The following is a 23,507-nucleotide window of genomic DNA, read 5'->3' as shown; positions in this document are numbered from 1 at the left end:
ATGAAGCAAAGACTAGTTGTTATAGGCGCAGGCATGGCCTCGGGTCGGGTGCTGGAACACCTGACCGACGCCGCACCGGATGCGTTCGAAATCACCCTGTTCAACGCTGAGCCGCGCGGGAACTACAACCGCATCATGCTCAGCCCGGTTCTGTCGGGTGAGAAGACCTATGAAGAGATCGTCACCCATGACGACACTTGGTATGCCGAGCGGGGCATCTCCTGCCGCTTTGGAGAGAAGGTGGCCAAGATCGACCGTGAGATGAAGGTGGTCGAGGGCGAGAACGGACATGTTCCATACGACAAGCTAGTCGTCGCGACCGGGTCGAACCCGTTCATCATCCCTTTGCCGGGGCAGGATCTGGATGGTGTGATCGCCTATCGCGATTTGGAAGACACGCAGCAGATGATGGGCATGAGTCCGGAAAACAAGGTCGTCGTAATTGGCGGTGGTTTGCTGGGGCTCGAGGCCGCTGCAGGGATGGTCGCGCATGGTGTTGACGTCACCGTTGTCCACATAATGGGCCACCTGATGGAGCGTCAACTGGACGAAGCCGCAGGCTACCTGCTGAAGAAGTCTCTGGAAGACAAAGGCATCAAGATCTGCCTGCAGGCGAACTCCAAGGAAATTCTGGGGCAGGACGGAAAGGTTCGCGCGCTGCTTCTGGACGACGGGACCGAACTGCCCTGTGACCTGCTGGTTATGGCGGTGGGTATCCGTCCCAACACGGCGCTGGCGCACGAGGCCGGGCTGGCCGCCGGTCGCGGCATCCATGTGGATGATCAAATGCTGACCTCGGACCCGGATGTCTATGCCGTGGGTGAATGCGTCGAACATGGCGGAGAGATCTTTGGCCTTGTCGCTCCGCTCTACGATCAAGCGAAAGTGGCGGCGCGTGCTCTGTTGGAAGAAGACGCCGCATTCGCGCAGAAAACCCTCTCGACCAAGCTGAAGGTCACGGGCTGCGATCTGTTCAGTGCCGGCGATTTCGCTGACGGGCCGGGGCGTGAAGACATCGTGTTTCGCGACCCTTCGCGCGGCGTCTACAAGCGCCTCGTTATCGAAGAGGATCGGCTGGTTGGTGCTGTCATGTATGGCGACACCGCCGATGGTAGCTGGTTCTTCGGGTTGATCAAGGACGGCACCAGCATCGACGAGATGCGTGAGACGCTGATCTTCGGCCCGGCCTATCAGGGGGGCGACACCGCGGACCCTCTCTCAGCCGTTGCAGCATTGCCGCCTGAGGCGGAGATTTGCGGCTGCAACGGCGTATGCAAAGGCGAGATTGTCGAGGCGATCTACGCAGGTGCCGACGATCTGGGCGCGGTACGTGCAGGCACCAAGGCGAGTGCTTCCTGCGGCACCTGTACTGGACTGGTGGAACAGGTGTTGCAGGTGACGCTGGGTGACGACTTCCAAATGCCAACCGCGCAACCGATCTGCGGTTGCACCGACCTGACGCATGAGGATGTACGTCGTCTGATCAAGGGGCAGGAACTGAAAAGCCAGGCCGCTGTCTGGCAGGAACTCAGCTGGACCACGCCCAACGGCTGCCATGTTTGCCGCCCGGCGATTAACTATTATCTACTGGCAGATTGGCCGCTGGAATACCAAGACGACCCGCAAAGCCGCTTCGTCAATGAACGCAAACACGCCAACATTCAGAAAGACGGCACATTCAGTGTCGTGCCCCGAATGTGGGGAGGGATCACGACACCGGAAGAGCTGCGCGCCATTGCCAATGCTGCCGATAAGTACGACGTGCCAACCGTCAAAGTCACGGGCGGTCAGCGCATCGACCTGCTGGGCGTAAAGGGTGTGGACCTGCCTGCGATCTGGTCGGATCTGAACAAGGCTGGTCTGGTCTCGGGCCATGCCTATTCCAAGGGTCTGCGCACGGTCAAAACCTGCGTCGGCACGGATCATTGCCGGTTTGGCACGCAGGACAGTACAGGCCTGGGGATCAAGCTGGAGAAGACCCTGTGGGGGGCGTGGACGCCGCACAAGCTGAAGCTTGCCGTGTCAGGCTGCCCGCGCAACTGCGCCGAGGCGACGTGCAAGGATATCGGCGTGGTCTGCGTGGATTCGGGCTATCAGATCAGCATCGGCGGTGCCGCAGGCATGGACGTAAAAGAGACCGAGTTGCTCTGCCAAGTCTCCACCGAGGACGAAGCAATCGAGGTCGTGATGGCCGTCACCCAAGCCTATCGCGAAGGCGGCAAGTATCTGGACCGCTTGTACAAATGGTTGGGCAAGGTCGGCATGGACTGGGTCAAAGCTCAGGTCGTGGACGACATTGAAAATCGCGCTGCTTTGGTCGCCCGTTTCGAACTGTCGCAAAGCATCTACCGCAAAGACCCGTGGGCCGAACACGTCAAAGAAAAAGCGCAGACCTACGCGCCGATTGCAGATTTTACATTGGAGGCCGCGGAATGAGCTGGATCGACATCGGACATATTGATGAGGTGCCGGTGCGCGGAGCGCGTCTGGTGAAAACCCATATCGGCTGTATCGCCGTCTTCCGCACCGCCGAGGCGGAAGTATTCGCCGCGACCAACAGCTGTCCGCATAAGGGCGGCCCATTGTCCGAGGGCATCGTCCACGGCCAGTCAGTCACCTGTCCGCTACACAACTGGGTCTTTGACCTGAACACGGGCGAAGCTAAAGGCGCGGATGATGGCAGCATCACCACCTATCCGGTGCGTCTTGAAGACGGGCGTATCCTATTGGACGACAGCGCGGTTTCCCGGCGGAGCGCGGCCTGATGGACGGAAGTGGTCTGCCCGAAGTTCGCTCGACCTGCGCGTATTGCGGCGTTGGCTGCGGCGTGCTTCTGCGACCAGATGGAGTTGGAGGGCTGACTGTCCGGGGCGACCCGGATCATCCAGCGAACCATGGTCGTTTGTGCTCGAAAGGGTTGGCTTTGGGTGATACCGTGGGGTTGGAACACCGGTTGCTGGCTCCTCGCGCCTTTGGTCAGGACACCAGCTGGGATAACGCGTTGCAACTGATTGCAGACCGGTTCTCTGCCGCGATAACTGAACACGGGCCGGACAGCGTCGCTTTTTACGTCTCGGGGCAGTTGCTGACCGAGGATTACTATGTCGCCAACAAACTGATGAAAGGCTTTATGGGCTCGGCGAATATCGACACCAACTCTCGGCTTTGTATGGCATCTACAGTGGCAGGGCACAAACGCGCTTTCGGCACAGATACGGTGCCTGGAACCTATGAGGATCTGGATCAGGCTGACCTGGTTGTGCTGGTCGGCTCGAACCTCGCTTGGTGCCATCCTGTGCTCTATCAACGGGTCATAGCTGCGCGTCAGGCGCGCGGAACGAAGATTGTGGTTATTGATCCACGTCGAACAGCAAGCTGCGATCAAGCCGATCTCCATCTGGCGCTTCAACCGGGCAGCGACGTCGCATTGTTCAACCGATTGTTGGCCAGAATTCACCAAACCGGGCATGTGTCTGCGGAATTTCTGGATCGCAGCGTTGGGTTCAATGAGGCCGTCGAGCTGGCACAGCTTGACGATCCTGATGAGACGGGGCTGCGCCCTGGTGAGATTGAAGCTTTCTGCGATCTATGGATCGGTACCGAGCGCGTTGTGACGATCTTTAGTCAGGGTGTGAACCAGTCTTCTAGCGGAACCGACAAGGTCAACGCGATACTGAACTGCCATTTGGCCACCGGACGGATCGGTCGCCCGGGGATGGGTCCGTTTTCAGTCACCGGTCAGCCAAACGCCATGGGTGGTCGAGAGGTGGGCGGCTTGGCCAACATGCTCGCCTGTCATTTGGATATCGAAAACAAAGCCCACAATTCAGCCGTCCGGAAGTTCTGGAAAGCACCCAACATGCCACAGAAGCAGGGGCTCAAAGCGGTTGACTTGTTTCACGCTGTCGAAAGCGGCCAGATCAAAGCACTGTGGGTCATCCACACCAATCCCGCGGCCACTATGCCAGATGCAGACCGAGTGAAGGCGGCCATCGAAAGCTGTCCATTTACAGTTGTCAGCGACCTGACCGCCAGAACAGATACCGCGCGTGTCGCAGACATATTGCTGCCAGCAGCGGGTTGGGGCGAAAAAAGCGGTACAGTGACCAATTCAGACCGCACGATCAGCAGACAACGCGCCGTTTTGGCGCCTCCGGGACAAGCGCGCGCGGATTGGGATATTTTGGCCGAAGTGGGCCGCCGCATGGGCTGGACAGAAGCATTCAGCTATAAAACCCCAGCACAGGTTTTTCGAGAATACGCTAAGATGACTTCGCTCGCTGTATCATTTGGCAAGGATCTGGATATTACAAATTTTTCGGACCTTGATGACGAAGACTATGAAGCGCTGAGCGCAACACGGTGGCCGACGACATCTCGTAAATCAGATGGCCGTTTTTTCGGCGATGGGCAGTTTTTCCATCCTGATGGCAAAGCACGTTTTGTGCCTGTTACCCATCGTCCACCTAAGGCGACGACTTCTGAACAATTTCCGTTTCTTTTGAACACGGGACGAAACAGGGACCAGTGGCACACCATGACAAGGTCCGGGTTGTCGCCGCGCCTGTCTGCCCATCTTGCCGAGCCTTATGTTGACGTTAACCCCAACGACGTTGATCGATTGGGCCTTAGTGCCGCAGATTTGGTTGAACTCAACAGCTCAGTTGGAAGCGGTATATTTCGGCTTCGCATCACGGAGTCTGTGGCACCAGGTCAAGTGTTTGCGCCAATTCACTGGACGGGTGAAACGGCCCCATCAGCCTGTGTGGATGTACTTGTTCCAAGTGTCACTGATCCGATCTCAGGACAGCCGGAAAGTAAGTCAACTGCGGTATCTGTACGGCGTATGCATGCCGCGTGGTACGGCTTTGCCGTTTCAGTTGACGCGGCGACCCCTGGTTCAGAGTACTGGGCAACTGCCAAAACACCCACCGGCTACAGGATGGAGTTGGCAGGCATGCAGATCATAGACAATTGGGAAAGCACTGCCCGCGAATGGTTTGGGCTACCGGATGCCGAGGCCACCGTAGTAGAAGATCCAAAGAGGGGCTCGTACAGAATAGCGCTGACAGACGGGCAGCGCGTATTGGCAGCGCTCTTCGTCTCGCGCCAACCTATCACATTGATGCGAGACTATTTGGCAAGCTTTCCCAAGGTGACGCCTCAGCAGATTTTGTCTGGCCGTTCCTCTGCGTCTTCAGAAGATTGCGGACCAATTGTCTGTTCCTGTTTCGAAGTCGGGCTAAAAACCATCATCCGTGCCATTCATGACCAACATATGATCAGTGTGGACGATATCGGAGATACCCTTCAGGCTGGAACGAATTGCGGGTCTTGCCGGCCAGAGTTGGCAGACTTGCTCACCGAGCATTCGAAATCAATCCGCAACAAACAGAAGAACTGCCGGCAAGAACAATCCGCGTAGATTCAAGGTTCCTTTGAACGGTACTGCGGTCCGCTATGATTGGTTTTCAAAGCCAGCGCAGGTTCCATTCATCTATAGAACAGATCAAATTGGGCCTTCCTAACCGGTTCGAACAACTTGGTCAGACGATGGCTTCGCCCGTGCTCCAGACCAACACTCGCGTCCCAGTTTCGCGTTTGCGGCGAATGTCTCCTCTGACGCGCCGCACAACGGCTAAGGCGACCGCAACCGAACGGCAGGTTAGGGCCGAATGTCACTTTCGCTATTAGGTAATTTAATGATCGCCAATAGTAGCTATCACCCTTCACGCCGCTTTCCTTTCGCGGGCCAGCGGGATTTGGACAAGCCAAACGCCCTTGGCCGTCAGGGTGAGGGCGCTGCCCTCCCCTTCGGGTAACCCTATTAGACAGGGCCGTATCCTCGGCTGTGCCTGCGGGCCGCACCACCCCTGTCGAATAGCGTTGCCTTGCCCCCTCCCGCGTTCGCCACGTGGCAGATTAGCAGGAACAGGCAGCTTCGCTGTCTGACCTACAAATCAGATCTGATTTTCCGAAAGGGAAGTCAGAACAAATCAAACTGCGTGCGGGAGCATAAAATGGGAACGGTGTGTTAGTTGATGACGCAAAGGTCAAATTCAACTGATGTCCAACGTTGGGGGGCGCCTTCGGATGTCGAACGTTCACCTAGTTTCTGGTCCAACTATGACGATTGGGTCAGGTTCGTGTGACGTTCAACAGGAAATGTGGAACGTCACTGACCTTTGACTCAATCGATTGTCAAAACCTCAATAAATCAGTGAATCGCGTCATTCAATTCTGACCCAAACGTCAAGCATTTCTGACCCAAATTGAATGGCGGCCATTCATCGACGCTGCAGCCAATATCTCAAGGAAAGCACAACAACATCAAGAGACCCCACAGCGCACTGGGCTATCGCCAACCAGCCCCGGAAACTATAATCCCAATGGATCAGAGGCCAACAATGCACTAACAATCAAACTGGACCAGTCAGATGAGGCTGCTCAGAAATCCACACATTGAGCCACTCATTCTCTGAGCCTTCGCCGCTTATGACTTGGTTGGAATCACCACCCGACCGCTTAAACCTCCAAGCGAGACAGATTTTCCCAAGTCAAAGTGCGCACCATATGCATTGAGAAGATCAACCGCTATTGCCAGCCCCAGCCCGCTGCCTCTCACCGAAGTGTCAAGCCGCCCACCAGAGCGCAATGCTTCGCGTATTGCGTCCTCTGGAATACCCGGCCCGTCATCTTCGATACAGATCTCGACGCAGTATTCCCGACGTTTCGCAATCAGTCTTACTTGGCCGCGACACCATTTGACTGCGTTATCCAACAAGTTTCCAAGAACCTCTTCGATATCTTGCGTATCCATGCGCACCCAGAGTTCGGGGTCGCTTTTGACGTCCAGCTTCTTGCCTTCTCTTTCGGCAATCGTTGAAAACAGCCGTGCGAGACGTTCGACTGAGTGTGAAATATCCGTGCGCGAATGCGTCAACTCAGCTGTGTTTAGAGCTCGGATGCGCGCGAGTGACCGACCGAGTTGAGCGTCGATTCGATCAAGAGCTTCGTCAGCGATATTTGTATCGACGCCGGACTGGGACATAGCCTGCAATTCATTTCTCAGAATAGTGGCAGGTGTTTTCAAAGCATGTGCCAGATCAGCGGCTTGCCTGCGTGATCCGGACACAATGTCCCTATTGCGACGCAAAAGCTGATTCAAGTCATCAACCAAAGGGGCCACTTCCTCCGGATAATCCTTTGGTTTCAGGTCGTCATCAGCGTCCCAACGATAAGCCACATCCCTGCGCAATTTACGAAGAGGCCCCAGGATGACAGACATCAGCATCAATGAGCTCGCAACGCCGATCAGGCCAACCAACCCAAACACTGGCAGAAGACTGCGCTGTGCCGCCTGTCTTTCGTTGACCAATTGCGCCTGGCTTTCAGCAACACTTATGCCCCAGACAGTGTCATCTTCGAAGGTAATCTGTTGGTACGCGCTGCGCAGCGCTTCGCCCTCGGGGCCCGAAGTGTTCCAAAGGGTTGCGTTTTCTGAGGCGTTGGGTGGCTCGGCGATTGTTTCATCAAACAGAGACGCCGACGTGAAAACCTCTCCGTCGCCGCTGGTGACCTGCCAGTATCTGCCGGAATATGGCGCACTGTATGCCGGATCAAACATGAGATCACGCAGGGCATCCGGGTCTTGGGTCGTGACGCTCAGCCCGACAACAAGCTGGGTGTGGCGATCTAGAAGCGTGGCGTCGAACCTGTTTGAAACTCGGGAATCGATGAATGAAAACACCGCGAGTGTGCCCACGCCAACCGACAAGGCCCCGGACGCAATCCCCCCAAGCAATGCCCGTTGACGCAATGACAACATCAGAGTGAATCGATCATGTATCCGCGACCCCGAACCGTCGTGATCAGGTCAGGTCCCAACTTGTTACGCAGTCGGTTTATGAAAACCGCGATGGTATTCGAGTCCCGGTCACCATTGTATTCGTAGATATGCTCCGAAAGCTCGGATCTTGGAATCAGGCGACCGGCGTTATGGGCCAGGTAAGTCAGAACAGCAATCTCCTGGGCGGTTAAATCGATCGGAACACCTTCAACAGTCACCCGTCCATTACGTGTATCAAGAATGACGTTGCCCATCTCGATAATGGGGTTAAGCTGCCCACTCTGACGGCGCAAGATGGCGCGGACACGCGCGGCCAGCTCGGGCAAATGGAATGGTTTGGTCATGTAATCATCCGCACCAGCATCCAACCCGTCGACCCGTTCGCTCCACCCATCACGTGCCGTCAGGATCAATACCGGAGTTTTTACGCCTGCGCTGCGCCAGTCGCGCAAAACAGAGATGCCATCTCGTTCCGGAAGCCCGAGATCGAGGATGATCATATCATATGGTTCTGTAGTTCCCAGATGCTGGGCGTCAATGCCATTGTGGACGATATCGACCACTCGGCCTTCAGCGTTCAGCAGCTTTTTGATCTGCTCACAAAGGTGCGGTTCATCTTCAGCGAGTAATACTCTCATACTTTTTTCTATAGGCCTGCGACCGAAATTTTAACCACTATTTTTTGCCACCACCATTACCGTTGCCACCGGAGTTGCCGTTACCGTTGCCACCGCTGTTGCCGTTGCCGCCAGAGTTGCCGTTGCCGTTGCCACCTGAGTTGCCGTTGCCGCCAGAGTTGCCGTTGCCACCGGAGTTGCCGTTGCCGCCAGAGTTACCATTGCCGTTGCCGTTACCGTTGCCGCCAGAGTTACCGTTGCCGTTGCCGCCGGAGTTGCCGTTACCATTGCCGCCGCTATTGTTGCTCTGATTGCCCTTACTGCTGGCCTGTCCTTGCGAGTTGGATTTGGCAGAATTGCCGGGTGTGGACTTGGCTGCATTGGAAATCTGGCGTCCGATATTTGAACGATTGGGCACAACCACACCGGTTTGAGCATTCACGATAACACTGATGATCTTGCCGTTGGGTTTCTTTACAAGGATCCGATAGTAGACCTTGTCAGTCTGAAACGCACGCGCATCAACCGGCGTTCCGCCAAAGACTCTTTCAACGCCTTTAAGAACCCTCTTCAACCTGATGGTGCTGCCCGACGTTGTCACTTTGCGCAATTCGGACTGTTTTAGTTCGCGCACAGCAGCATGCCCGTCCCCGACTTGGAGAAAGGCGAACAGACAAGCGATGATAAAAAATTTTCTCATCCTCAGTACTCAATATCGCGTAACTGCGCCTCAATTCTACAGATTTTAAGATGAACTGGCGATGAACGGCCGGTTCGTCGCAGGTTCAACGATAATGGGCTTAAATCTGTCAGTTAGTTCCTGATTCCGGCACGCACACTCGTGCTGTCATTTTTCTACGCATTTCATCGTGTGTGGAAATTCGCATTTAACAAACGAGGACCGTCATGAAGATCAAAACGACCGGCCTAATGAAAGCCTCTGCAATAGCAATCGCTTTGCTGGGATCTACTGCAATTATTGGGGCGTTCACATTCCCCGATACCGCCTATGCCAAGCAAGGCAATGGTAACGGCGGTGGCAATGGTAACGGCGGTGGCAATGGTAACGGCGGTGGCAATGGTAACGGCGGTGGCAATGGTAACGGGGGCGACAAAGGCAACAGCGGTGGCAAAGGCCACGGCAGCAGCGCGAGTAGCGGAAAAGATAAAGGTAAAGGATCAACCGCATCCACAAACGGCGCAAGCAAAGCTGCCGGGAAATCTGGTCACAAGTCAAAAGGCTCTGAACGGAGCTCCTCGAAATCTTCCAAGAAGGGTCAATTCTCTCTGAATGGATTGTTTGGCGGCAATAAAAAACAAACTGCCAAGAAGACACAAAGGAAGGGAATTGCCGGCCTGTTCAAAGGTAGCAAGCCAGTCACGACTGCAAAACGAACAAAAACTACTTCAGTTAAGCAGTCTTTGCGCCCGCCAAGCAGGAAAGCAACGATTCTAGAAGATAGTACGCTTGCGCTTGAACCGCGCAACCTCGGCAAGTTGAACGGCGCCACTAACTCCAGCCCCAAGGCAAAGCTCGCGCATATTGCCAACGGTCAGTATATGAAAGGTACGGGGCCGGTCAGCCTTGCAGCAGGCCTTGCCGTTGCGGACACCAAATTCAATCACATCATGGGTGAAAACAACACGTTGAGTCCCAAAGACGTGAAAGAAATCAACGCAGCGCTGGACTACTTGGACGAAGCCCCCCTGTCCCTGGAAGAAGCCGAGGATATCCTTGCCAATGAGGAAGCCAACCCTGGGACAACTGATCCTGAAGATTTGGAAGACGCGCAAGCCGTTAAAGATGCGCACGACTTAACCACGGATGAAGATGGTAATCCGATTGATCGACCTACGGAAGATCAGTTGGCGTCCGCAGAAGCCGTGCATCAGGCAGAAGACAACCTTTTGGATCACCACAAGGGCGGGTTTTCAGAAGATGACGCCATCGCAGCGCAGCAGCAAGACAGTGTTCTCGACGCTGTACGAGCCTCTAATCCTGACGAGGAAGCCGTCAAAACCGCTCTTGGCAATTCGTATGACGAAGACAAGTACGATGACGAAGAAGTCAGTATCGATCCGGCCGAAGAAGATCAGACGCCTGATGGAGAGGAAGAGGAAGAACTTGTTAGTAATGGCTAAGTGCTAGGTCAGAAGGGTGTTGGTAAAGACCTGGTCCGCGCCAATATCGCACGGGTTCGCATCATTCCCCAATAACCATTTGGATTCTTTACCCTGCCTCTCACTGTAAAAAAAGCCCGCTCTGATTAGAGCGGGCTTTTGCATTGGTGTTTTCCCGGGTAGGACGTGTCCCTGGAAAACTGCAGACGTCTTTATGTAGGGTCAGACGTCCTTTTTTGCTCTTTCAAACTGTTCGCTGTTTACGATAGCCGTCAGAGCAATCTCGACAGGCGAGAAACGCCCGCTGCCGGATTTCGTGGTGTTCGACTCGCATTTGTGCACGGTGGAACGTGATGGTTTCATTCGTACAGGAATCGGATCCAAAGCTTTTTCAGTGGCAGACTTAATCATGCTGTTCCCCTTCCAGGGAGCCAAGCGCCCTTAACCGTCTCGGCTCGGTAGAATGAGTATGCGCGATGTTTGTTGAACACTGCGAGAACACATTGTTCATCTTTGGTTAAAGTTGTAGCCGATACGTCAACAATAGTCTAAGTTGCTCTTCGCTGCTCAAATCCCCACTGATGGTTTAAGTAACCCTTGATAGTAGATGAGCAGCAATTGTCGTATTTGGCCTTGCACCATCGCTGTGTAGTTGAACAGACAAAGGAACGTTTTGCCAACCTGTGCGGCTAACTTGGTGCTTTACAGCTATCGCATTCACTAGCCGTCAGCCGATACGTGCTGTTTCAGCATTGTTGGAGCCGCGGTCTGCATCATTTCTTCGATTTAACAAATGCAGCAGTTCAACTTGATTAGAAGCGCCCGTCTTTGAAAAAACTGAACTCAGATGCGACCGAACAGTCGTTGGGCAGACAGTCAGGGCTTCGGAAACCTTTTTGACCGTAAATCCTTCCTTCAACATGGCACAAACCCGAAATTCACACCGGCTCAGGCCTGCTGGGTTTTGAGGACCCAGTATCGGAACACGTTTGTTTCCCGAAACCTCCTTAAGATGGTGATTTCGGCCCTTCTCAAAAATCGCGGAAGCTGAACCAGGCGTTCGATTGCTCCAACCGGACGCTAGTGTCGACGCCATTATGGCCAGTAAGTCCAAATCAAATTGGGCAGGCTTATGCCGGAAATGCAGCTCGATGTGATCCACATGCCCGCCACTCGTATCAAGCGGAACGATGATCACCTCACCCAAATCCTTTAAATCGCCCTCAAGATGTCGTGGTATTGCTGCTTTGTCTGCAATCAATGCATCTGACAATGTCCAAATTGAACCAGCCTTTGCCGTCGCAAAATTGTCACCCAAAACCAGCTCTGCCTGAGTTTGAGATTGAGAGGGCCAGACTTTACCTTCTTCTCTGCAACACCGAGCAACGTATTTTACTTTTCGGTCCAGCTTAAATGTTCGTGCAATTAATGCAGCGTCTGCATTAACCAACTCTATTAATTTTCTTAAAGCTTGTGGAATGGAATTATTACCCGCTAAAGCGTGTGTCCATTCCATAACGAATCTGAAGCTGTTTTGCGCCTGGGCGCTTCTGGGAAAACTGACACTCATTACTCTACCAACCAAATCAGCAAACTTTGCTGGTCAAAATTTCTTTCGCAGCCCCCGCCGCAGTTACAAACTTGTTTAGGTCTCATCAGCTCAGCAACTGGTTTTTGAAGCTTCAAATGAAGATGAACAATAAAGCTTGGCGCCGAACTAATTACTAATTATCTGAATTTATTACTAAAAATTCAATTTTGTGAAAATTAAACGTCGACATCCGATCGATCCAAAGAACGAGATTTTAGACTACAGTTACCCCTCGAATCACTAAATTGTTTCCAAACATGCTGATTCGAATGAATGTTAAGACCTTGTTAATGCAAGGTTTATTTTTGTCACCTTCAGGTAACTAGTGAAATTAAAAACACACTTTAAAGGTGTATTTTTCCTATTCTTCGCGGAAGGCGGGAATTTTTATCACGGCTACCGTTATTTCAGAGCCAATGCAAAATGTCTGGCTTGCGTTGCGACAAACGCAACGTGGATTTCAATTTAACCTTTCGAGGGAAACATGACCAAATTTATGAAGAAGTTTGTCAAAGAAGAAAGCGGCGCGGCAATTGTTGAATATGGCCTTGCCCTTTTGGTTGTCGCGTCAATTGCGGTTGGTGCGTTCTCGTTTTTGGGAAGTGAAACGGCCAACAACGTTGCCGCAGCTTGTAATGCGCTAAACGCACAAAATGACTGTGCGCCTACTAACTAACAATGACTGCGCACCCGCCGTCTAGGTGGGAACCGATTTTGGGATTGCAAAAAATAACAGTTTTCTGCGCCGCAACGACGCCCTCGCGGCGCAGAAAACACCGCCGGGATTTTCGACAACAAGATATTCCGTTGTTTCGAATTTTTTGAGCGTAACTTTTGGAGACAGAGATGCGTATCAGACCAGTTATTACCACATTATTCGGAATCGCAATTGCTTCGGGCTCTGTGTTCCTGGCGAAAGATCACATTCAATTTAAAACGACTGAACCCAGTGCTACGACGAACACCGATCTTGTTGAGATCTACGTCGCGCGTTCTGAAATTGCATTTGGTCAAACCATAGAAAATCATCACGTCACCACTCACCTTTGGCCCCGCGAGGCGCTGCCCGCCGGTGTATTTACCGAGCTTGGAGTACTTGTTCCGGATAATCACCGACAACTACGCCGCGCTAAGGGGCGGTTCTATCCCGGCGAGGTCATGCTTCAGTCCAAGGTTTCGAACTATGGTGAAAAGGTCACCTTGGTTCAGAAGCTTGGCGAGAACACGCGCGCAATGGCAATCAAGGTCGACGCGGTCACTGCGGTTGGCGGATTTGTCACGCCCGGTGACTGGGTCGACATCGTTCTAACTCAGGGTGCGAGCTCCGAACTGAGCGCTGTAACCATTTTGCAGAAGATCCGGGTGATCGGTGTGGATCAACAGTCCGAAGAACTGAGTGATCAACCCGGGGTCGCGCGCACGATTACGGTGGAAGTGACACCTCAGCAAGGACAGCGCCTGGCTTTGGCTCAAAAAGCCGGGACCCTGAGCCTCACTCTAAGAACGCTGGACGGTGTCGAGGATGAGCCAATGGAAATGGTTCGCCTGCGCGATCTTTTGCAAGAAGAAGGTCCAGCTGAAAAAGTCGAAACTCAACCGACGGTTAGGTTGAATCGCGGCACGGAATCCGAAGTTGTCATCATCCAGAGGAACTCCCGCGGAGCCGAAGAAGCGACAGAGGCGGCGACGACCCCCCAGACGCAATCCAGCAATCAGACGGATGCTTCGTCCACCCCATTAACTGTCAGCCCAGAGATCAAGCCAAAAGCCCGCTCGATCGAAGTCAGCCAGAACTCTGCACAGTAAGTCTGCGCCATGCATTTTAAAGCCAACATATCATTCTTTGTAAGGGACGAACGCGGCACGGTCGCGATCCTTTGGGGCACAGCATTTGTTGCATTTCTCGGTTTCTTTGCGATCACGCTGGATGTTGGCCGATTGAACTCGACCCACGCAGAGTTTCAGTCCTTCGCGGACCACGTAGCCTTGGCAGCCGCTGGTGAGTTGGACGGACAACCCGACGCTATCACCCGCGCAACCAATGCAGCGGCCAACTTGATCAGTGACAGCCAGACATTTGCCAACGGTCCTTCCACGCTTTCGGGCTCGTCGGATTATACGCTTTTGTTTCATTCCGCGCTGCCGGTTTCGGACCTCACGCCGTTGGGCTCAGATGTCACCACCAACCCACGAGAAGCCAAATTTGCGCAGGTCGTGTTAACACCCAAATCCCTTAGCATGAACCTTGCTTCGGCTTTGGACAGAATGTTTGGTGGAAGCGGCATTTCGGCCAGCGTTTCGGCCGAGGCCGTCGCCGGTTACTCCAAAGCGGCCTGCGATATCTCACCTTTGATGTTCTGCCTGCCGCCGGATTGGGAAAATACCCTGACCGTCGGCGATCAAATCTTGCTGCGCAGCGGTGGCAACGGAACCGCCTGGGGACCGGGTAACTTTGGGTTTATCGACCTGGCGACATTTGAAGATGCCTCTGGCGTATGTGCGGACGAAGGCGGGAACAAACTTGCCTGCCTCATCGCAGCGCAAAGCCAGATTACGCAATGCGTGTTGACTAATGGTCTGGATACCGAACCGGGTCAGAAGGTCGGAATCACCAATGCGGCGTTCAATGTCCGCTTTGATATTTTCCGCTCCGTGCTTAATGGTGAAAAAAACAACCCGGACTTTGCACCGGCTCCGAACGTCATCAAAGGGATACAGAAAAAGGGGGGTGGTTCCTGCATTCAGGGTAACGAAGAGGTTACGCCTGACACGGTCGCTCTTGGTCGAGACACTTGCATGGCGGCAGGCACATGCGGTGGCAACAACCGGTTCGGAGACGGCGTCTGGGATCGCGCAGGGTATCTTAACCGGAACCATGACCTTGCAGACGGTATCGCAGACGGAATTGGCAGCGATGCTCACCTTCCGGCTCTTAGCGTAACGGATAGCGTGTTTGCTGGCACAAGATACGGAATGTATCTGCGGGAAATCGCGCACGGCAATAGCAACCCACATTCACCGCCGAACGCAAATTCGATCCTGGACCCTTCGCTTGCGGAAACCGGCCGTCCGATGTGCTCGAACCAAATGTCGACTGACCCGGCCCGTCGTGTCGTAACAGCGGCAGGCATCGATTGTACCCAAAATCCGGTTTCCGGCTCGACCACGGGCGTTCCGGTTACAAAGTTTGTCGCTGTCTTCCTGACTGAACCAGTTGGGGATGATGGCGGCTCGCCACCCAGCTTTGACATCCATGGCGAAGTTGTCGGCTTCCCTGACGTTTCAGGTGTCGGCAGCGGCGGCAATGGGTTCGGCGGTATCTTTCGCGACCTCGTGCAACTGTATCGGTGATGGGACGCAGGATCATGAAAACCCGCCTCACAGACCCCCTGAAACGCTTTGCAAAAAAGGATGATGGCGCGATCCTCGTGGAATTTGGCCTCGTCATGCCAATCATGCTGCTGCTACTGGCCGTCACGCTGGAATCCGCACGCATGATGTGGTCCTACCAATCGGTCATAGCAGGCGTTCGCGACGCCAGTCGCTATCTGTCCAGAGTGACACCCGCAGATATCTGCACCTCTGGAGGCAATGTTGCCGGACTTACTACTACTTTGAAGGGCATCGTCGAGGACGACAAAAATGCCAACAGCCTGTTCCCGCCCAGCATAACGGTCAATTCGGTGACACCCAGTCTGTCCTGTGTATCAGGAACCTATCGGGTCAACCCGGCGCCTGTCGGTACGGTCAGCGCGAACATTACTATTCAATTTCCTTTGGGCGGAATCCTGTCTCTCTTTGGCAACGGGCTGTCTTCGGCGACGACTGACGTTTCGGACACTTCAAGGATTTTTGGGCAATGAAAGGTCTGCTTCATATCCACACGCACATGCTTCGCAGAGGGCAGAAAGTTCTTTGGGATCAAAGCGGCGGCGTTCTTGTCGAGTTCGCCATTGTCGTTTCCCTGTTTCTGTTCCTCTTCATGGCGCTACTGGATTTCGGTCGCATGTCCTATAGCATTGCAAATGCTCAGAAAGCCTCGCAACTGGCAGCGCGCATTGCAATCGTTCGACCGCCTGCGTGCCCCGGAGTACCCACGACGCATCAGCGGGGCACCTCTACTTCGTCACCACGGTTTGGCACGTCCTGCAGTGCCTCGGCCGGGGTTTGTGCGGATCCTCAAACCCCTTCGTGTTCGGGTGTCGCAATCAATGCTACGGCCTCGGAAGTCTGGGCGCGGATTAGCCCGCTTTTGCCTCCGGATGCCACAATAGACAACTTACAGTTTCATTATGACTTCAACCCCAATCTGGGTTTCTTGGGTGGCCCGTATACTCCCATGGTCTCAGTCGAATTGAACCTTAACGATTTTCAATTCGTTTCACCGTTGGCCGCGCTGGCAAATGCCGCGGGCGCAACTAACAGCACAATATCTTCGACAGTCGGTTACTCAAACTTCAGCGTCTCGCTGCCTGCTGAAGACCTTGCATTAGGAGAGTCAGGATGAGAGATCAGAATGTTTTTACACCGAAATCGCAGGCAATTATGCTTGTTTCGGAAAACGAAGAGATCGCGCAGCTGGTTGCGGATGTCTTTCCCGTAAATGAGGAAAATAAAGTCACCAGGAACGGGGCATCGTTTCAGATGTTGAATGGAACTGCCCTCGATCTTGCATTCAAGCACGATCTGGTGATCTTTGAAATCGACCCTGATGACACAGGGGAGCTCCGCGCTATCGAGGCTGTCCTGACGCACCGCGACGATAACACCTTGTTTGTTGCACTCACTCAGAATGATCTGTCGATCACCAAGGCGCGTGAATTGTACAAGATCGGTATTGATGAGGTTTTGCCGCTGTCGATTGATGGCGAAGGTTTGAAAGCCGCAGTCAGTGAGAAACTAAATGCGCGCGCGGTTTCGCGAACCACTATTTCAGACGGTTCTTCGGCGTTGGGCAAGGTGATACCAGTCGCAAAGGCGCGCGGTGGAATCGGAGCTACAACAGTTGCTGTCAACCTCGCTTGCTCGCTTGTCGGCGGGCGGGGATCTTTCTTCAGGAAGTCTGCAAAAAACCGAGTAGCCCTTTTGGATTTTGACCTTCAGTTCGGAAACTCAAATGTTTTTCTAGATCTCGAGGACAACGGCGGGTTCCTTCAACTTATCGAAAACTCTAAGATTCCTGACGATCATTTTCTGTCTTCGATCCTGCAAGAGCATGGGCTTGGCGTCGACGTTCTGTGCGCGCCTACCCCGATGGTGCCCCTACAATCGATGCGGCCTGATCTGATCGAAGGGATGCTGGACCTTCTGCAACATCGCTATGATTATATTATCATCGACCTTCCCTGCGCCGTCGTTGAATGGGTTGAACCTATTTTCAAACGGGCCACCAAATTGGCTTTGGTTACCGATACTACTGTCCCCTGCGTGCGCCAGGCGCGGCGGTTGATTGATTTCTACCGCGAGGCAAACGTCGGCCTTCCGGTGGAGTTCGTGGTCAACAGAGAGCGGAACACATTGATCAAGCCTTCGCATGTCCGCGAGGCCGAGAAGGTATTGAAGACAAGCCTGAAACACTGGCTGCCCGAGAATTCGAAAGTTGCCAGAAACTCCGTAGATCTTGGACGGCCGATTGTGGACTTGAAGCGGCAAACGGATCTTGGAAAAGCCTTGGCAAAACTGGCCGCTGCGGTCTCGGCTGAAACTCAGCCCGTGGCAACGAAGAAAGCGTAAAAGGAGATCAACGTGTTCAACGAATTTAGATCACGCAAGGTTGCTTCCAAGTCGAATGTGCTGACACTGGATCGACCCATTGACATGCCCACCAAATCCAAGGCGACTCCTGATCCAGTAGATGTCGATCTGCAGGCGCATCTGGAACTCAAAAGCCGCTTGCATGGTGAGCTTCTGGACCGGCTCAATCTTTCAGTTATCGATAAGGTTGAACGATCGGAATTGAAGCGCCAGATCGCATCTTTGGTAACCGGTCTGATTGAGGCTGAAAACCTGCACATGCGCTCTGAGGCTTTCACTGGGCTGGTTGATGAGCTTATTCACGAAGTTATGGGTCTGGGGCCATTGGAGCCGTTGCTGGAAGACCCGACTATCAACGATATTCTCGTAAACTCTTTTGATCAGGTTTACGTCGAACGCTTTGGTCTTCTGGAGCTTTCTACTGTTCGCTTCCGCGATGAACGTCACTTGCTGCGGATTATCGACAAGATCGTCAGCAAAGTTGGTCGGCGTATCGATGAGTCTCAGCCCTGGGTTGATGCGCGCTTGGAAGACGGCAGCCGCGTTAACGCAATTATTCGGCCGTGTTCCGTCGATGGACCAGCTTTGTCAATTCGTAAATTCTCCCGCAACCCTTTAACAATAAAAAAGCTTGTTGATCAGAACAGCATGAATGATCAGGCAGCCAAACTCCTTGCGGCCCTTGTCGAAGCAAGGTTGAATATTCTCATTTCAGGCGGCACTGGCACGGGTAAAACAACCATGCTGAACGCTGTATCGTCGTTTATCGATGGCAATCAGCGTATTGTTACTATCGAAGACGCTGCCGAACTTCAGCTTCAGCAAAGCCACGTTGTTCGTCTTGAAACCCGCCCTCCGAATGCTGAAGGGCAAGGTGTAATCACCCAACGTGACCTAGTTCGCAATGCCCTGAGGATGCGGCCTGACCGCATCATCGTAGGAGAAGTTCGTGGGTCAGAGTGTTTTGACATGCTTCAAGCCATGAATACGGGCCATGACGGGTCTATGACTACCGTTCACGCAAACTCGGCGCGTGATTCACTAAGCCGGGTTGAGCAGATGGTAACAATGCTTGGCACTGACTTGCCGATGAAAACCATCCGATCACAGATTGCTTCGGCGATACAGATTGTACTCCAGCTCAGCCGCCTTAGTGACGGCTCCCGCAGAGTCGTCAGCATTTCGGAAATTACCGGCATGGAAGATGACACAATCACCATGCAGGACATTTTTGTTTTCAAACGTCGCGGCAAGTCGGAGGACGGGCAGATTCTTGGGGAATTCCTGCCTACGGGTATTCGGCCAAAATGCTTCGATCAGTTGGTTGCCGCAGGGGTCAACGTAGATACCAACATGTTTATTCGTGGGGCTATGTCGTTATGATTGACCTGCAACCGAACACCCTGAACATTCTGTTCTACATTTCGATTTTCCTTGGAATTCTTCTTGCATACGAAGGATTACAGCAGCTTTTCCTGCGCAAGGAATCCCTCAGCGAGGCCAGAAACCGGCGCATGAAGCTGATCCAGGGGGGCGCCTCGACCGATCAGGTTCTGCAATTGTTACGCGACCCTGCAATGATGGCTCCTGGCGAAAAACCCAGTTTGATCGCGCGCTTTCGACGTCTGCTTGTCCAAGCCGGGCTGACGATCAATCCGATCTGGATAGTCCTTGCAGCCACTTGTGTAGCCCTAGCGGCCTTCGTTGCAATATCCCGGCTCCTAGCCCCGGAAATTGCCGCAGTTCTTAGCGGCTTTCTGGCCGTTATTCTCCCGGTGCTGGTACTGATCGCCATGAAGGATGCCCGATCCAGGAAACTGACAAAACAGTTGCCGGATGCATTGGACCTTATGGCCCGTGGCCTGAAGGTCGGACACCCGGTGGCTGTAACGGTCGGGAATGTGGCATCAGATCTTCCGGATCCGATAGGTTCCGAGTTTGGCATTATTCAAGACCAAATTAACTACGGCGACGACGTCGCAACGGCGTTTCAGGATTTCTCGAAACGTGTCGGAACAGAGGACGCAAACTATCTTGCGGTCAGCATCGGTATTCAGCACGGAACCGGCGGCAACCTTGCACGTGTCCTAAGCATTTTGTCCCAAGTCATCCGCGACCGGCAAACCATGCAAAAAAAGATCAAGGCAATCTCTGCCGAGGGCCGTCTTAGCAGCCTTATTCTTACGGTCTTGCCGGTGTTCATCTACTTCTCAATCGAGATGTCCACACCTACGTTCTACGGCGATGTGCGAAACGATCCGCTATTTCCCTATTTCGCGTGTGCGATCATCGGCCTGACAATTGCTCAAGGGCTTATTCTGAAACGGCTCGTTAAGTTCAAATTCTGAGAGGGAGCGGAAAAATGGAATTTATTCAAGGTTTTCTGAACAGCCAAGATCTTCCCCTTCAGTATCTCGTGCTGGGCGGGATCGCCGTAAGCGTATTCTTTGTAATCCTCGGGATTTCCGGCATGACCGCAACTGATGACACGGCTGCACGCCGGATGCGGGTCGGATCAATTTCTCGGGGGCATGGCGCAGATTTCGACCTCATCCAGGGGGATAACAGCGACCCGCATGGTCTTCTAAAGGCTTTTGTGCCCTCGTCGAAACGTGAGCGTTCCAGAATTGGCAGAATGCTTAAGCAGGCTGGTATTCAGCGCAAACACGCCATCCGCACTTTCTATTTGTTTCGTGTGGTTATGGGGTTCGTGCTACCGGCCGCTTTCGTTACGGCGTTGGCATTGCCGTTAGAAATTCAGGTTCAGCTTGGTATTGCTAGTCTTTTGCAGAGCATCTCCTGGGTAAATGCATTGCAGATTGTCACCGCGCTGATGGTAGTCGGATTCTACGGCCCTGCTCTGTGGCTGCGGTACCGTATTAGAAAGCGCCGTCAGGCCATTGAACACAGTCTTCCAAATGCGCTGGACCTGTTGCAAGTAGCGATAGAGGCAGGATTAGGATTTGACGCCGCGATGGTGCGTGTGTCGCATGAAATGGCGCACGCAGCACCGGAAATTTCGCAAGAATTCACGATACTCCAACTGGAACTGCAAGCTGGCAAAGAGCGCCAAGCCGCCTTTATGGACATGGCGGAACGCGTCGGCATTGATGAGGTAAACTCTTTCGCGAACGCCTTCCTGCAATCCAACCAATACGGTACCAGCATTTCTGCTTCTCTACGGAGGTTTGCCACCGACATGCGTGTGGATCGCGAACTTCGGGCACAGGAAAAGGCCAACAAACTGCCAGTGCAGATGTCAGCTGTTATGGCCATGTGTATGATGCCCGTTCTTCTGCTGATCTGCCTTTCACCGATGGTGATCCGATGGATCAACATGTTTGGGTGAAAGCGAGGAAGACAACAGTTAAAAGTTTGACGTCAATCCGGGCGCTGCCGGTCCGTCACAGAGCCCGGAGTTCTGCAGCCCATGGATGTTCGACGCCTCGGCAACAAACCGCGAACGTCGTTGAACGGGTGTTATTTAAAACGCCTTTAGGTTGTATTCTCACCTCCTAAATCTTCATCACTCGAGTGTTCCAGATCATAAATACCCTGCTTCTTCATACGGCGTATAAACGCTAGGTAGTTAATTACCTGGTCGATTTCATCCATTTCTCCTGTGGCATAAGCGACGGCAATCATCTTGAACTGAACCTCAGGATTTTCCGCAACTTTCTCGTCACTCTGCGCCGGACTCTTGCCAGCCCCAAAGAAGCGGTATGTGTTTCGTCTTCTTCGCTCCCCATCACATCTAGATAGGACTTCAAATTGAACTCGGGATAACTCTCGCCCAGCTTGCCAACGGCCTCCCGTATTAGTTTCGCTGTCTGACCTACAAATCAGCTCTGATTTTCCGAAAGGGAAGTCAGAACAAATCAAACTGCATGCGGGAGCAAAAAATGGGGGCGGTGTGTTAGTTGATGACGCAAAGGTCAAATTCAACTGATGTCCAACGTTGGGGGGCCTTCTGATGTCGAACGTTCACCTAGTTTCTGGTCCAACTTTGACGGTTGGGTCAGGTTCGTGTGACGTTCAACAGGAAACCAGTGGCGGACCGAGGAGGATTCGAACCCCCGACCCCTTGATTCGTAGTCAAGTACTCTATCCAGCTGAGCTATCGGTCCGCGTTGGTGAGGCGGTATTTAGACCCGGTGTTCGGGACACGCAAGTCGATTCTTCAAAAAGTTTTCAAAAAGTCCCATCGCCCCGCGGAAGCCTGATTTCAAAGGTTGTCCCCTCGGGCCCGGTATGCGCCAGTATCAGGTCTCCGCCATGCCCACGCACCAACTCCTGCGAGATGGCAAGCCCCAGCCCAGAGCCTCCCTTACGCACCCCTCCCTGAAATGGTGTGAACAGGTTCTCACGTGCTTTGGGCGGTAATCCGGGGCCGTCATCCCTGATCTCGACGCACCAGTCGTCTTTATACTCGCAGCCGGCGATCGTGATGCTTCCCGGCTTCCCGGATGCCACTAAGGCCTGACGCGCATTGCGCACAAGGTTCATCATGACACGGAATATCTGCTCTGGGTCTGCCCGGGCCACAAGGTCTTTGGGTACGTCGTTCACGATCTCGACGCAGGCATCTGCAACAGCCAGCTGTTCGCTGGCGACGACATCTGCGGCGACATCGTACATGCGCACCATGGTCAGTGTCGGCGCAGGTTCTTCTGCGCGTCCGAAGGCCAACGTGCTTTCGCACAACGACACTGCCCGTGTGATCGAGTTCACCAGCTTAGGCGCCATACGCCGCACCAAGGGATCATCGCTGGTCTCAATCCGGTCGGTGAACAACTGTGCCGAAGTCAGTATGTTCCGCAAATCGTGGCTGACCTTGGCCACCGCGCCGCCCAGCTGCGCCAGCCGTTCACGTTGCTTCAATGCCTGCGTCAGCTCGGTCTGCAATTGCTGCAGCGCCTCCTCGGCCTCGCGAAGTTCGGTCACTTTGGAGTTGGGCGAGATGATTCCTCGTGCGTCTTCGGGCGCCTCTGCATAGCGCTGCATATAACCAACAACACTTTTGATCGGTTTCACCAAAACGACGCGCACAGCCAAAAACAAAAAGAACGCGGTGATGATGGAAATTACGAAGGACAGCCCCAGAATGCGCAGGCCATAATCTGTCATCGCCATTCGCAGCGGCATGCTTTCTATGGTGACTTCAATCAGCAGACCTGCCCCTTTGACGGGTTCGCCAATAACGCGGATGACTTCGTTCTCAGTAGTGAACAATCGCGCCAGCGCGTCGCGGATCAACACCCAGGGCCCTGCGTCGCGCAGATCGTAGGTCTTGGTGATCTGTTCCGGAATCGGCGAAGACAGCATAAGCTGGCGCACCTCGTCGCGGCGTAGCACGACGTTATAGACACCAGCGTTGGCCAGCAGTTCGGCCTCAAGGTCTTCGGCCAGCATATCGTCAGCCAGCAGCGCCAATGACGCGATCTGCGCGCGCTCAAGCCGGTTCAGCAGAAAGTCTTCGCGAAAGCGCGCGATTGAAGGAACAAAGATCAAAATCTCGGCCAACATCACGAAGACCGTCGTCAGGATCAGAAATCGGCCCGACAGCGAATTCAAT

At 53.6% G+C, this 23,507-nt stretch carries 20 protein-coding genes and 1 tRNA gene; 13 read left to right on the top strand and 8 right to left on the bottom strand.

Annotated elements, in window-relative coordinates; all coding sequences use genetic code 11:
• From nirB to AC2FJE_RS08775, 3 genes are read left to right on the top strand one after another with little or no spacing between them, the layout of a single operon-like run.
• On the top strand, positions 1-2,436 hold the full coding sequence (gene nirB / locus AC2FJE_RS08785; RefSeq protein ID WP_496760864.1) for a nitrite reductase large subunit NirB: 2,436 nt from the start codon (positions 1-3) through the stop codon (positions 2,434-2,436).
• Positions 2,433-2,765 carry a nitrite reductase small subunit NirD gene (gene nirD, locus AC2FJE_RS08780; protein ID WP_282171120.1) on the top strand — a complete coding sequence of 111 codons (333 nt, stop codon included), beginning with the start codon at positions 2,433-2,435 and terminating at the stop codon, positions 2,763-2,765. Before nirB ends, nirD begins: the two co-directional genes overlap by 4 nt.
• A complete protein-coding gene (locus AC2FJE_RS08775) occupies positions 2,765-5,425 on the top strand; it encodes a molybdopterin-dependent oxidoreductase (RefSeq protein WP_496758556.1) in 2,661 nt (886 codons plus the stop codon). The genes nirD and AC2FJE_RS08775 overlap by 1 nt, the downstream gene beginning before the upstream one ends.
• A 1,068-nt stretch (positions 5,426-6,493) precedes the next feature.
• Here AC2FJE_RS08775 and AC2FJE_RS08770 read toward each other — a convergent pair.
• From AC2FJE_RS08770 to AC2FJE_RS08760, 3 genes are read right to left on the bottom strand one after another with little or no spacing between them, the layout of a single operon-like run.
• Entirely contained in the window at positions 6,494-7,828 is a 1,335-nt protein-coding gene (locus tag AC2FJE_RS08770; protein ID WP_496760863.1) for a sensor histidine kinase, read from the bottom strand.
• A complete protein-coding gene (locus AC2FJE_RS08765; protein WP_058278674.1) occupies positions 7,828-8,487 on the bottom strand; it encodes a response regulator in 660 nt (219 codons plus the stop codon). Before AC2FJE_RS08765 ends, AC2FJE_RS08770 begins: the two co-directional genes overlap by 1 nt.
• Before the next feature lie 37 nt (positions 8,488-8,524).
• Positions 8,525-9,166, bottom strand: coding sequence for a PepSY domain-containing protein (locus tag AC2FJE_RS08760; protein WP_496760862.1), 642 nt, complete (start codon positions 9,164-9,166; stop codon positions 8,525-8,527).
• A gap of 206 nt (positions 9,167-9,372) precedes the next feature.
• On the opposite strand from AC2FJE_RS08760, the gene AC2FJE_RS08755 reads away from it, so the two are divergent.
• Positions 9,373-10,608, top strand: coding sequence for a hypothetical protein (locus AC2FJE_RS08755; protein WP_496760861.1), 1,236 nt, complete (start codon positions 9,373-9,375; stop codon positions 10,606-10,608).
• A 201-nt stretch (positions 10,609-10,809) separates the two neighbouring features.
• Here AC2FJE_RS08755 and AC2FJE_RS08750 read toward each other — a convergent pair whose 3' ends face one another.
• On the bottom strand, positions 10,810-10,998 hold the full coding sequence (locus AC2FJE_RS08750) for a hypothetical protein (RefSeq protein ID WP_496755673.1): 189 nt from the start codon (positions 10,996-10,998) through the stop codon (positions 10,810-10,812).
• A 316-nt stretch (positions 10,999-11,314) separates the two neighbouring features.
• Positions 11,315-12,103: a helix-turn-helix transcriptional regulator gene (locus AC2FJE_RS08745; RefSeq protein WP_496737789.1), complete on the bottom strand. Its 789-nt coding sequence runs from the start codon at positions 12,101-12,103 to the stop codon at positions 11,315-11,317.
• A 559-nt stretch (positions 12,104-12,662) separates the two neighbouring features.
• Between AC2FJE_RS08745 and AC2FJE_RS08740 the strand changes: the two genes are divergently transcribed.
• The 9 genes from AC2FJE_RS08740 to AC2FJE_RS08700 all read left to right on the top strand — a co-directional run bounded on the left by AC2FJE_RS08740 (position 12,663) and on the right by AC2FJE_RS08700 (position 21,281).
• Positions 12,663-12,854, top strand: coding sequence for a Flp family type IVb pilin (locus AC2FJE_RS08740; RefSeq protein WP_282171115.1), 192 nt, complete (start codon positions 12,663-12,665; stop codon positions 12,852-12,854).
• Positions 12,855-13,024: 170 nt separating this feature from the next.
• A complete protein-coding gene (gene cpaB, locus AC2FJE_RS08735) occupies positions 13,025-13,984 on the top strand; it encodes a Flp pilus assembly protein CpaB (RefSeq protein WP_282171114.1) in 960 nt (319 codons plus the stop codon).
• A 9-nt stretch (positions 13,985-13,993) separates the two neighbouring features.
• Positions 13,994-15,529 carry a pilus assembly protein TadG-related protein gene (locus tag AC2FJE_RS08730; RefSeq protein ID WP_058278679.1) on the top strand — a complete coding sequence of 512 codons (1,536 nt, stop codon included), beginning with the start codon at positions 13,994-13,996 and terminating at the stop codon, positions 15,527-15,529.
• Between the two features lie 14 nt (positions 15,530-15,543).
• Positions 15,544-16,041, top strand: coding sequence for a TadE/TadG family type IV pilus assembly protein (locus tag AC2FJE_RS08725; protein WP_496760860.1), 498 nt, complete (start codon positions 15,544-15,546; stop codon positions 16,039-16,041).
• Positions 16,038-16,685 carry a TadE/TadG family type IV pilus assembly protein gene (locus AC2FJE_RS08720; protein ID WP_058278681.1) on the top strand — a complete coding sequence of 216 codons (648 nt, stop codon included), beginning with the start codon at positions 16,038-16,040 and terminating at the stop codon, positions 16,683-16,685. The genes AC2FJE_RS08725 and AC2FJE_RS08720 overlap by 4 nt, the downstream gene beginning before the upstream one ends.
• Positions 16,682-17,911, top strand: coding sequence for a CpaE/TadZ family protein (locus AC2FJE_RS08715; protein ID WP_496707436.1), 1,230 nt, complete (start codon positions 16,682-16,684; stop codon positions 17,909-17,911). Before AC2FJE_RS08720 ends, AC2FJE_RS08715 begins: the two co-directional genes overlap by 4 nt.
• 12 nt (positions 17,912-17,923) lie before the next feature.
• Positions 17,924-19,315: a TadA family conjugal transfer-associated ATPase gene (locus AC2FJE_RS08710; RefSeq protein ID WP_496760859.1), complete on the top strand. Its 1,392-nt coding sequence runs from the start codon at positions 17,924-17,926 to the stop codon at positions 19,313-19,315.
• On the top strand, positions 19,312-20,280 hold the full coding sequence (locus tag AC2FJE_RS08705; protein WP_058278684.1) for a type II secretion system F family protein: 969 nt from the start codon (positions 19,312-19,314) through the stop codon (positions 20,278-20,280). The genes AC2FJE_RS08710 and AC2FJE_RS08705 overlap by 4 nt, the downstream gene beginning before the upstream one ends.
• A gap of 14 nt (positions 20,281-20,294) precedes the next feature.
• Positions 20,295-21,281: a type II secretion system F family protein gene (locus AC2FJE_RS08700; protein ID WP_058278685.1), complete on the top strand. Its 987-nt coding sequence runs from the start codon at positions 20,295-20,297 to the stop codon at positions 21,279-21,281.
• Between the two features lie 146 nt (positions 21,282-21,427).
• Here AC2FJE_RS08700 and AC2FJE_RS08695 read toward each other — a convergent pair whose 3' ends face one another.
• The 3 genes from AC2FJE_RS08695 to AC2FJE_RS08685 form a co-directional block, all read right to left on the bottom strand.
• Positions 21,428-21,877 (bottom strand): hypothetical protein, encoded by a 450-nt coding sequence (locus AC2FJE_RS08695; protein WP_496755676.1) that lies wholly within the window; start codon positions 21,875-21,877, stop codon positions 21,428-21,430.
• A 105-nt stretch (positions 21,878-21,982) separates the two neighbouring features.
• Positions 21,983-22,059 (bottom strand) — tRNA-Arg (locus tag AC2FJE_RS08690).
• 64 nt (positions 22,060-22,123) lie between these two features.
• Positions 22,124-23,506 (bottom strand): ATP-binding protein, encoded by a 1,383-nt coding sequence (locus AC2FJE_RS08685; RefSeq protein ID WP_496755677.1) that lies wholly within the window; start codon positions 23,504-23,506, stop codon positions 22,124-22,126.
• Between the last annotated feature and the right edge of the window lies 1 nt (position 23,507).

The organism is Ruegeria sp. CDSC002 (genome assembly GCF_059610905.1).
This window is presented reverse-complemented; position numbering and strand designations above follow the sequence as displayed.

What these genes read in the sequence shown, in the direction of transcription:
- AC2FJE_RS08725 (WP_496760860.1), top strand. Translation starts at nt 15,544, where the DNA reads ATGAAAACCCGCCTCACAGACCCCCTGAAACGCTTTGCAAAAAAGGAT.
- AC2FJE_RS08755 (WP_496760861.1), top strand. Translation starts at nt 9,373, where the DNA reads ATGAAGATCAAAACGACCGGCCTAATGAAAGCCTCTGCAATAGCAATC.
- AC2FJE_RS08770 (WP_496760863.1), bottom strand. Translation starts at nt 7,828, where the DNA reads ATGTTGTCATTGCGTCAACGGGCATTGCTTGGGGGGATTGCGTCCGGG.
- nirB (WP_496760864.1), top strand. Translation starts at nt 1, where the DNA reads ATGAAGCAAAGACTAGTTGTTATAGGCGCAGGCATGGCCTCGGGTCGG.
- AC2FJE_RS08750 (WP_496755673.1), bottom strand. Translation starts at nt 10,998, where the DNA reads ATGATTAAGTCTGCCACTGAAAAAGCTTTGGATCCGATTCCTGTACGA.
- nirD (WP_282171120.1), top strand. Translation starts at nt 2,433, where the DNA reads ATGAGCTGGATCGACATCGGACATATTGATGAGGTGCCGGTGCGCGGA.
- AC2FJE_RS08775 (WP_496758556.1), top strand. Translation starts at nt 2,765, where the DNA reads ATGGACGGAAGTGGTCTGCCCGAAGTTCGCTCGACCTGCGCGTATTGC.
- AC2FJE_RS08715 (WP_496707436.1), top strand. Translation starts at nt 16,682, where the DNA reads ATGAGAGATCAGAATGTTTTTACACCGAAATCGCAGGCAATTATGCTT.
- AC2FJE_RS08720 (WP_058278681.1), top strand. Translation starts at nt 16,038, where the DNA reads ATGAAAGGTCTGCTTCATATCCACACGCACATGCTTCGCAGAGGGCAG.
- AC2FJE_RS08745 (WP_496737789.1), bottom strand. Translation starts at nt 12,103, where the DNA reads ATGGAATGGACACACGCTTTAGCGGGTAATAATTCCATTCCACAAGCT.
- AC2FJE_RS08740 (WP_282171115.1), top strand. Translation starts at nt 12,663, where the DNA reads ATGACCAAATTTATGAAGAAGTTTGTCAAAGAAGAAAGCGGCGCGGCA.
- AC2FJE_RS08700 (WP_058278685.1), top strand. Translation starts at nt 20,295, where the DNA reads ATGGAATTTATTCAAGGTTTTCTGAACAGCCAAGATCTTCCCCTTCAG.
- AC2FJE_RS08760 (WP_496760862.1), bottom strand. Translation starts at nt 9,166, where the DNA reads ATGAGAAAATTTTTTATCATCGCTTGTCTGTTCGCCTTTCTCCAAGTC.
- AC2FJE_RS08730 (WP_058278679.1), top strand. Translation starts at nt 13,994, where the DNA reads ATGCATTTTAAAGCCAACATATCATTCTTTGTAAGGGACGAACGCGGC.
- AC2FJE_RS08705 (WP_058278684.1), top strand. Translation starts at nt 19,312, where the DNA reads ATGATTGACCTGCAACCGAACACCCTGAACATTCTGTTCTACATTTCG.
- cpaB (WP_282171114.1), top strand. Translation starts at nt 13,025, where the DNA reads ATGCGTATCAGACCAGTTATTACCACATTATTCGGAATCGCAATTGCT.
- AC2FJE_RS08765 (WP_058278674.1), bottom strand. Translation starts at nt 8,487, where the DNA reads ATGAGAGTATTACTCGCTGAAGATGAACCGCACCTTTGTGAGCAGATC.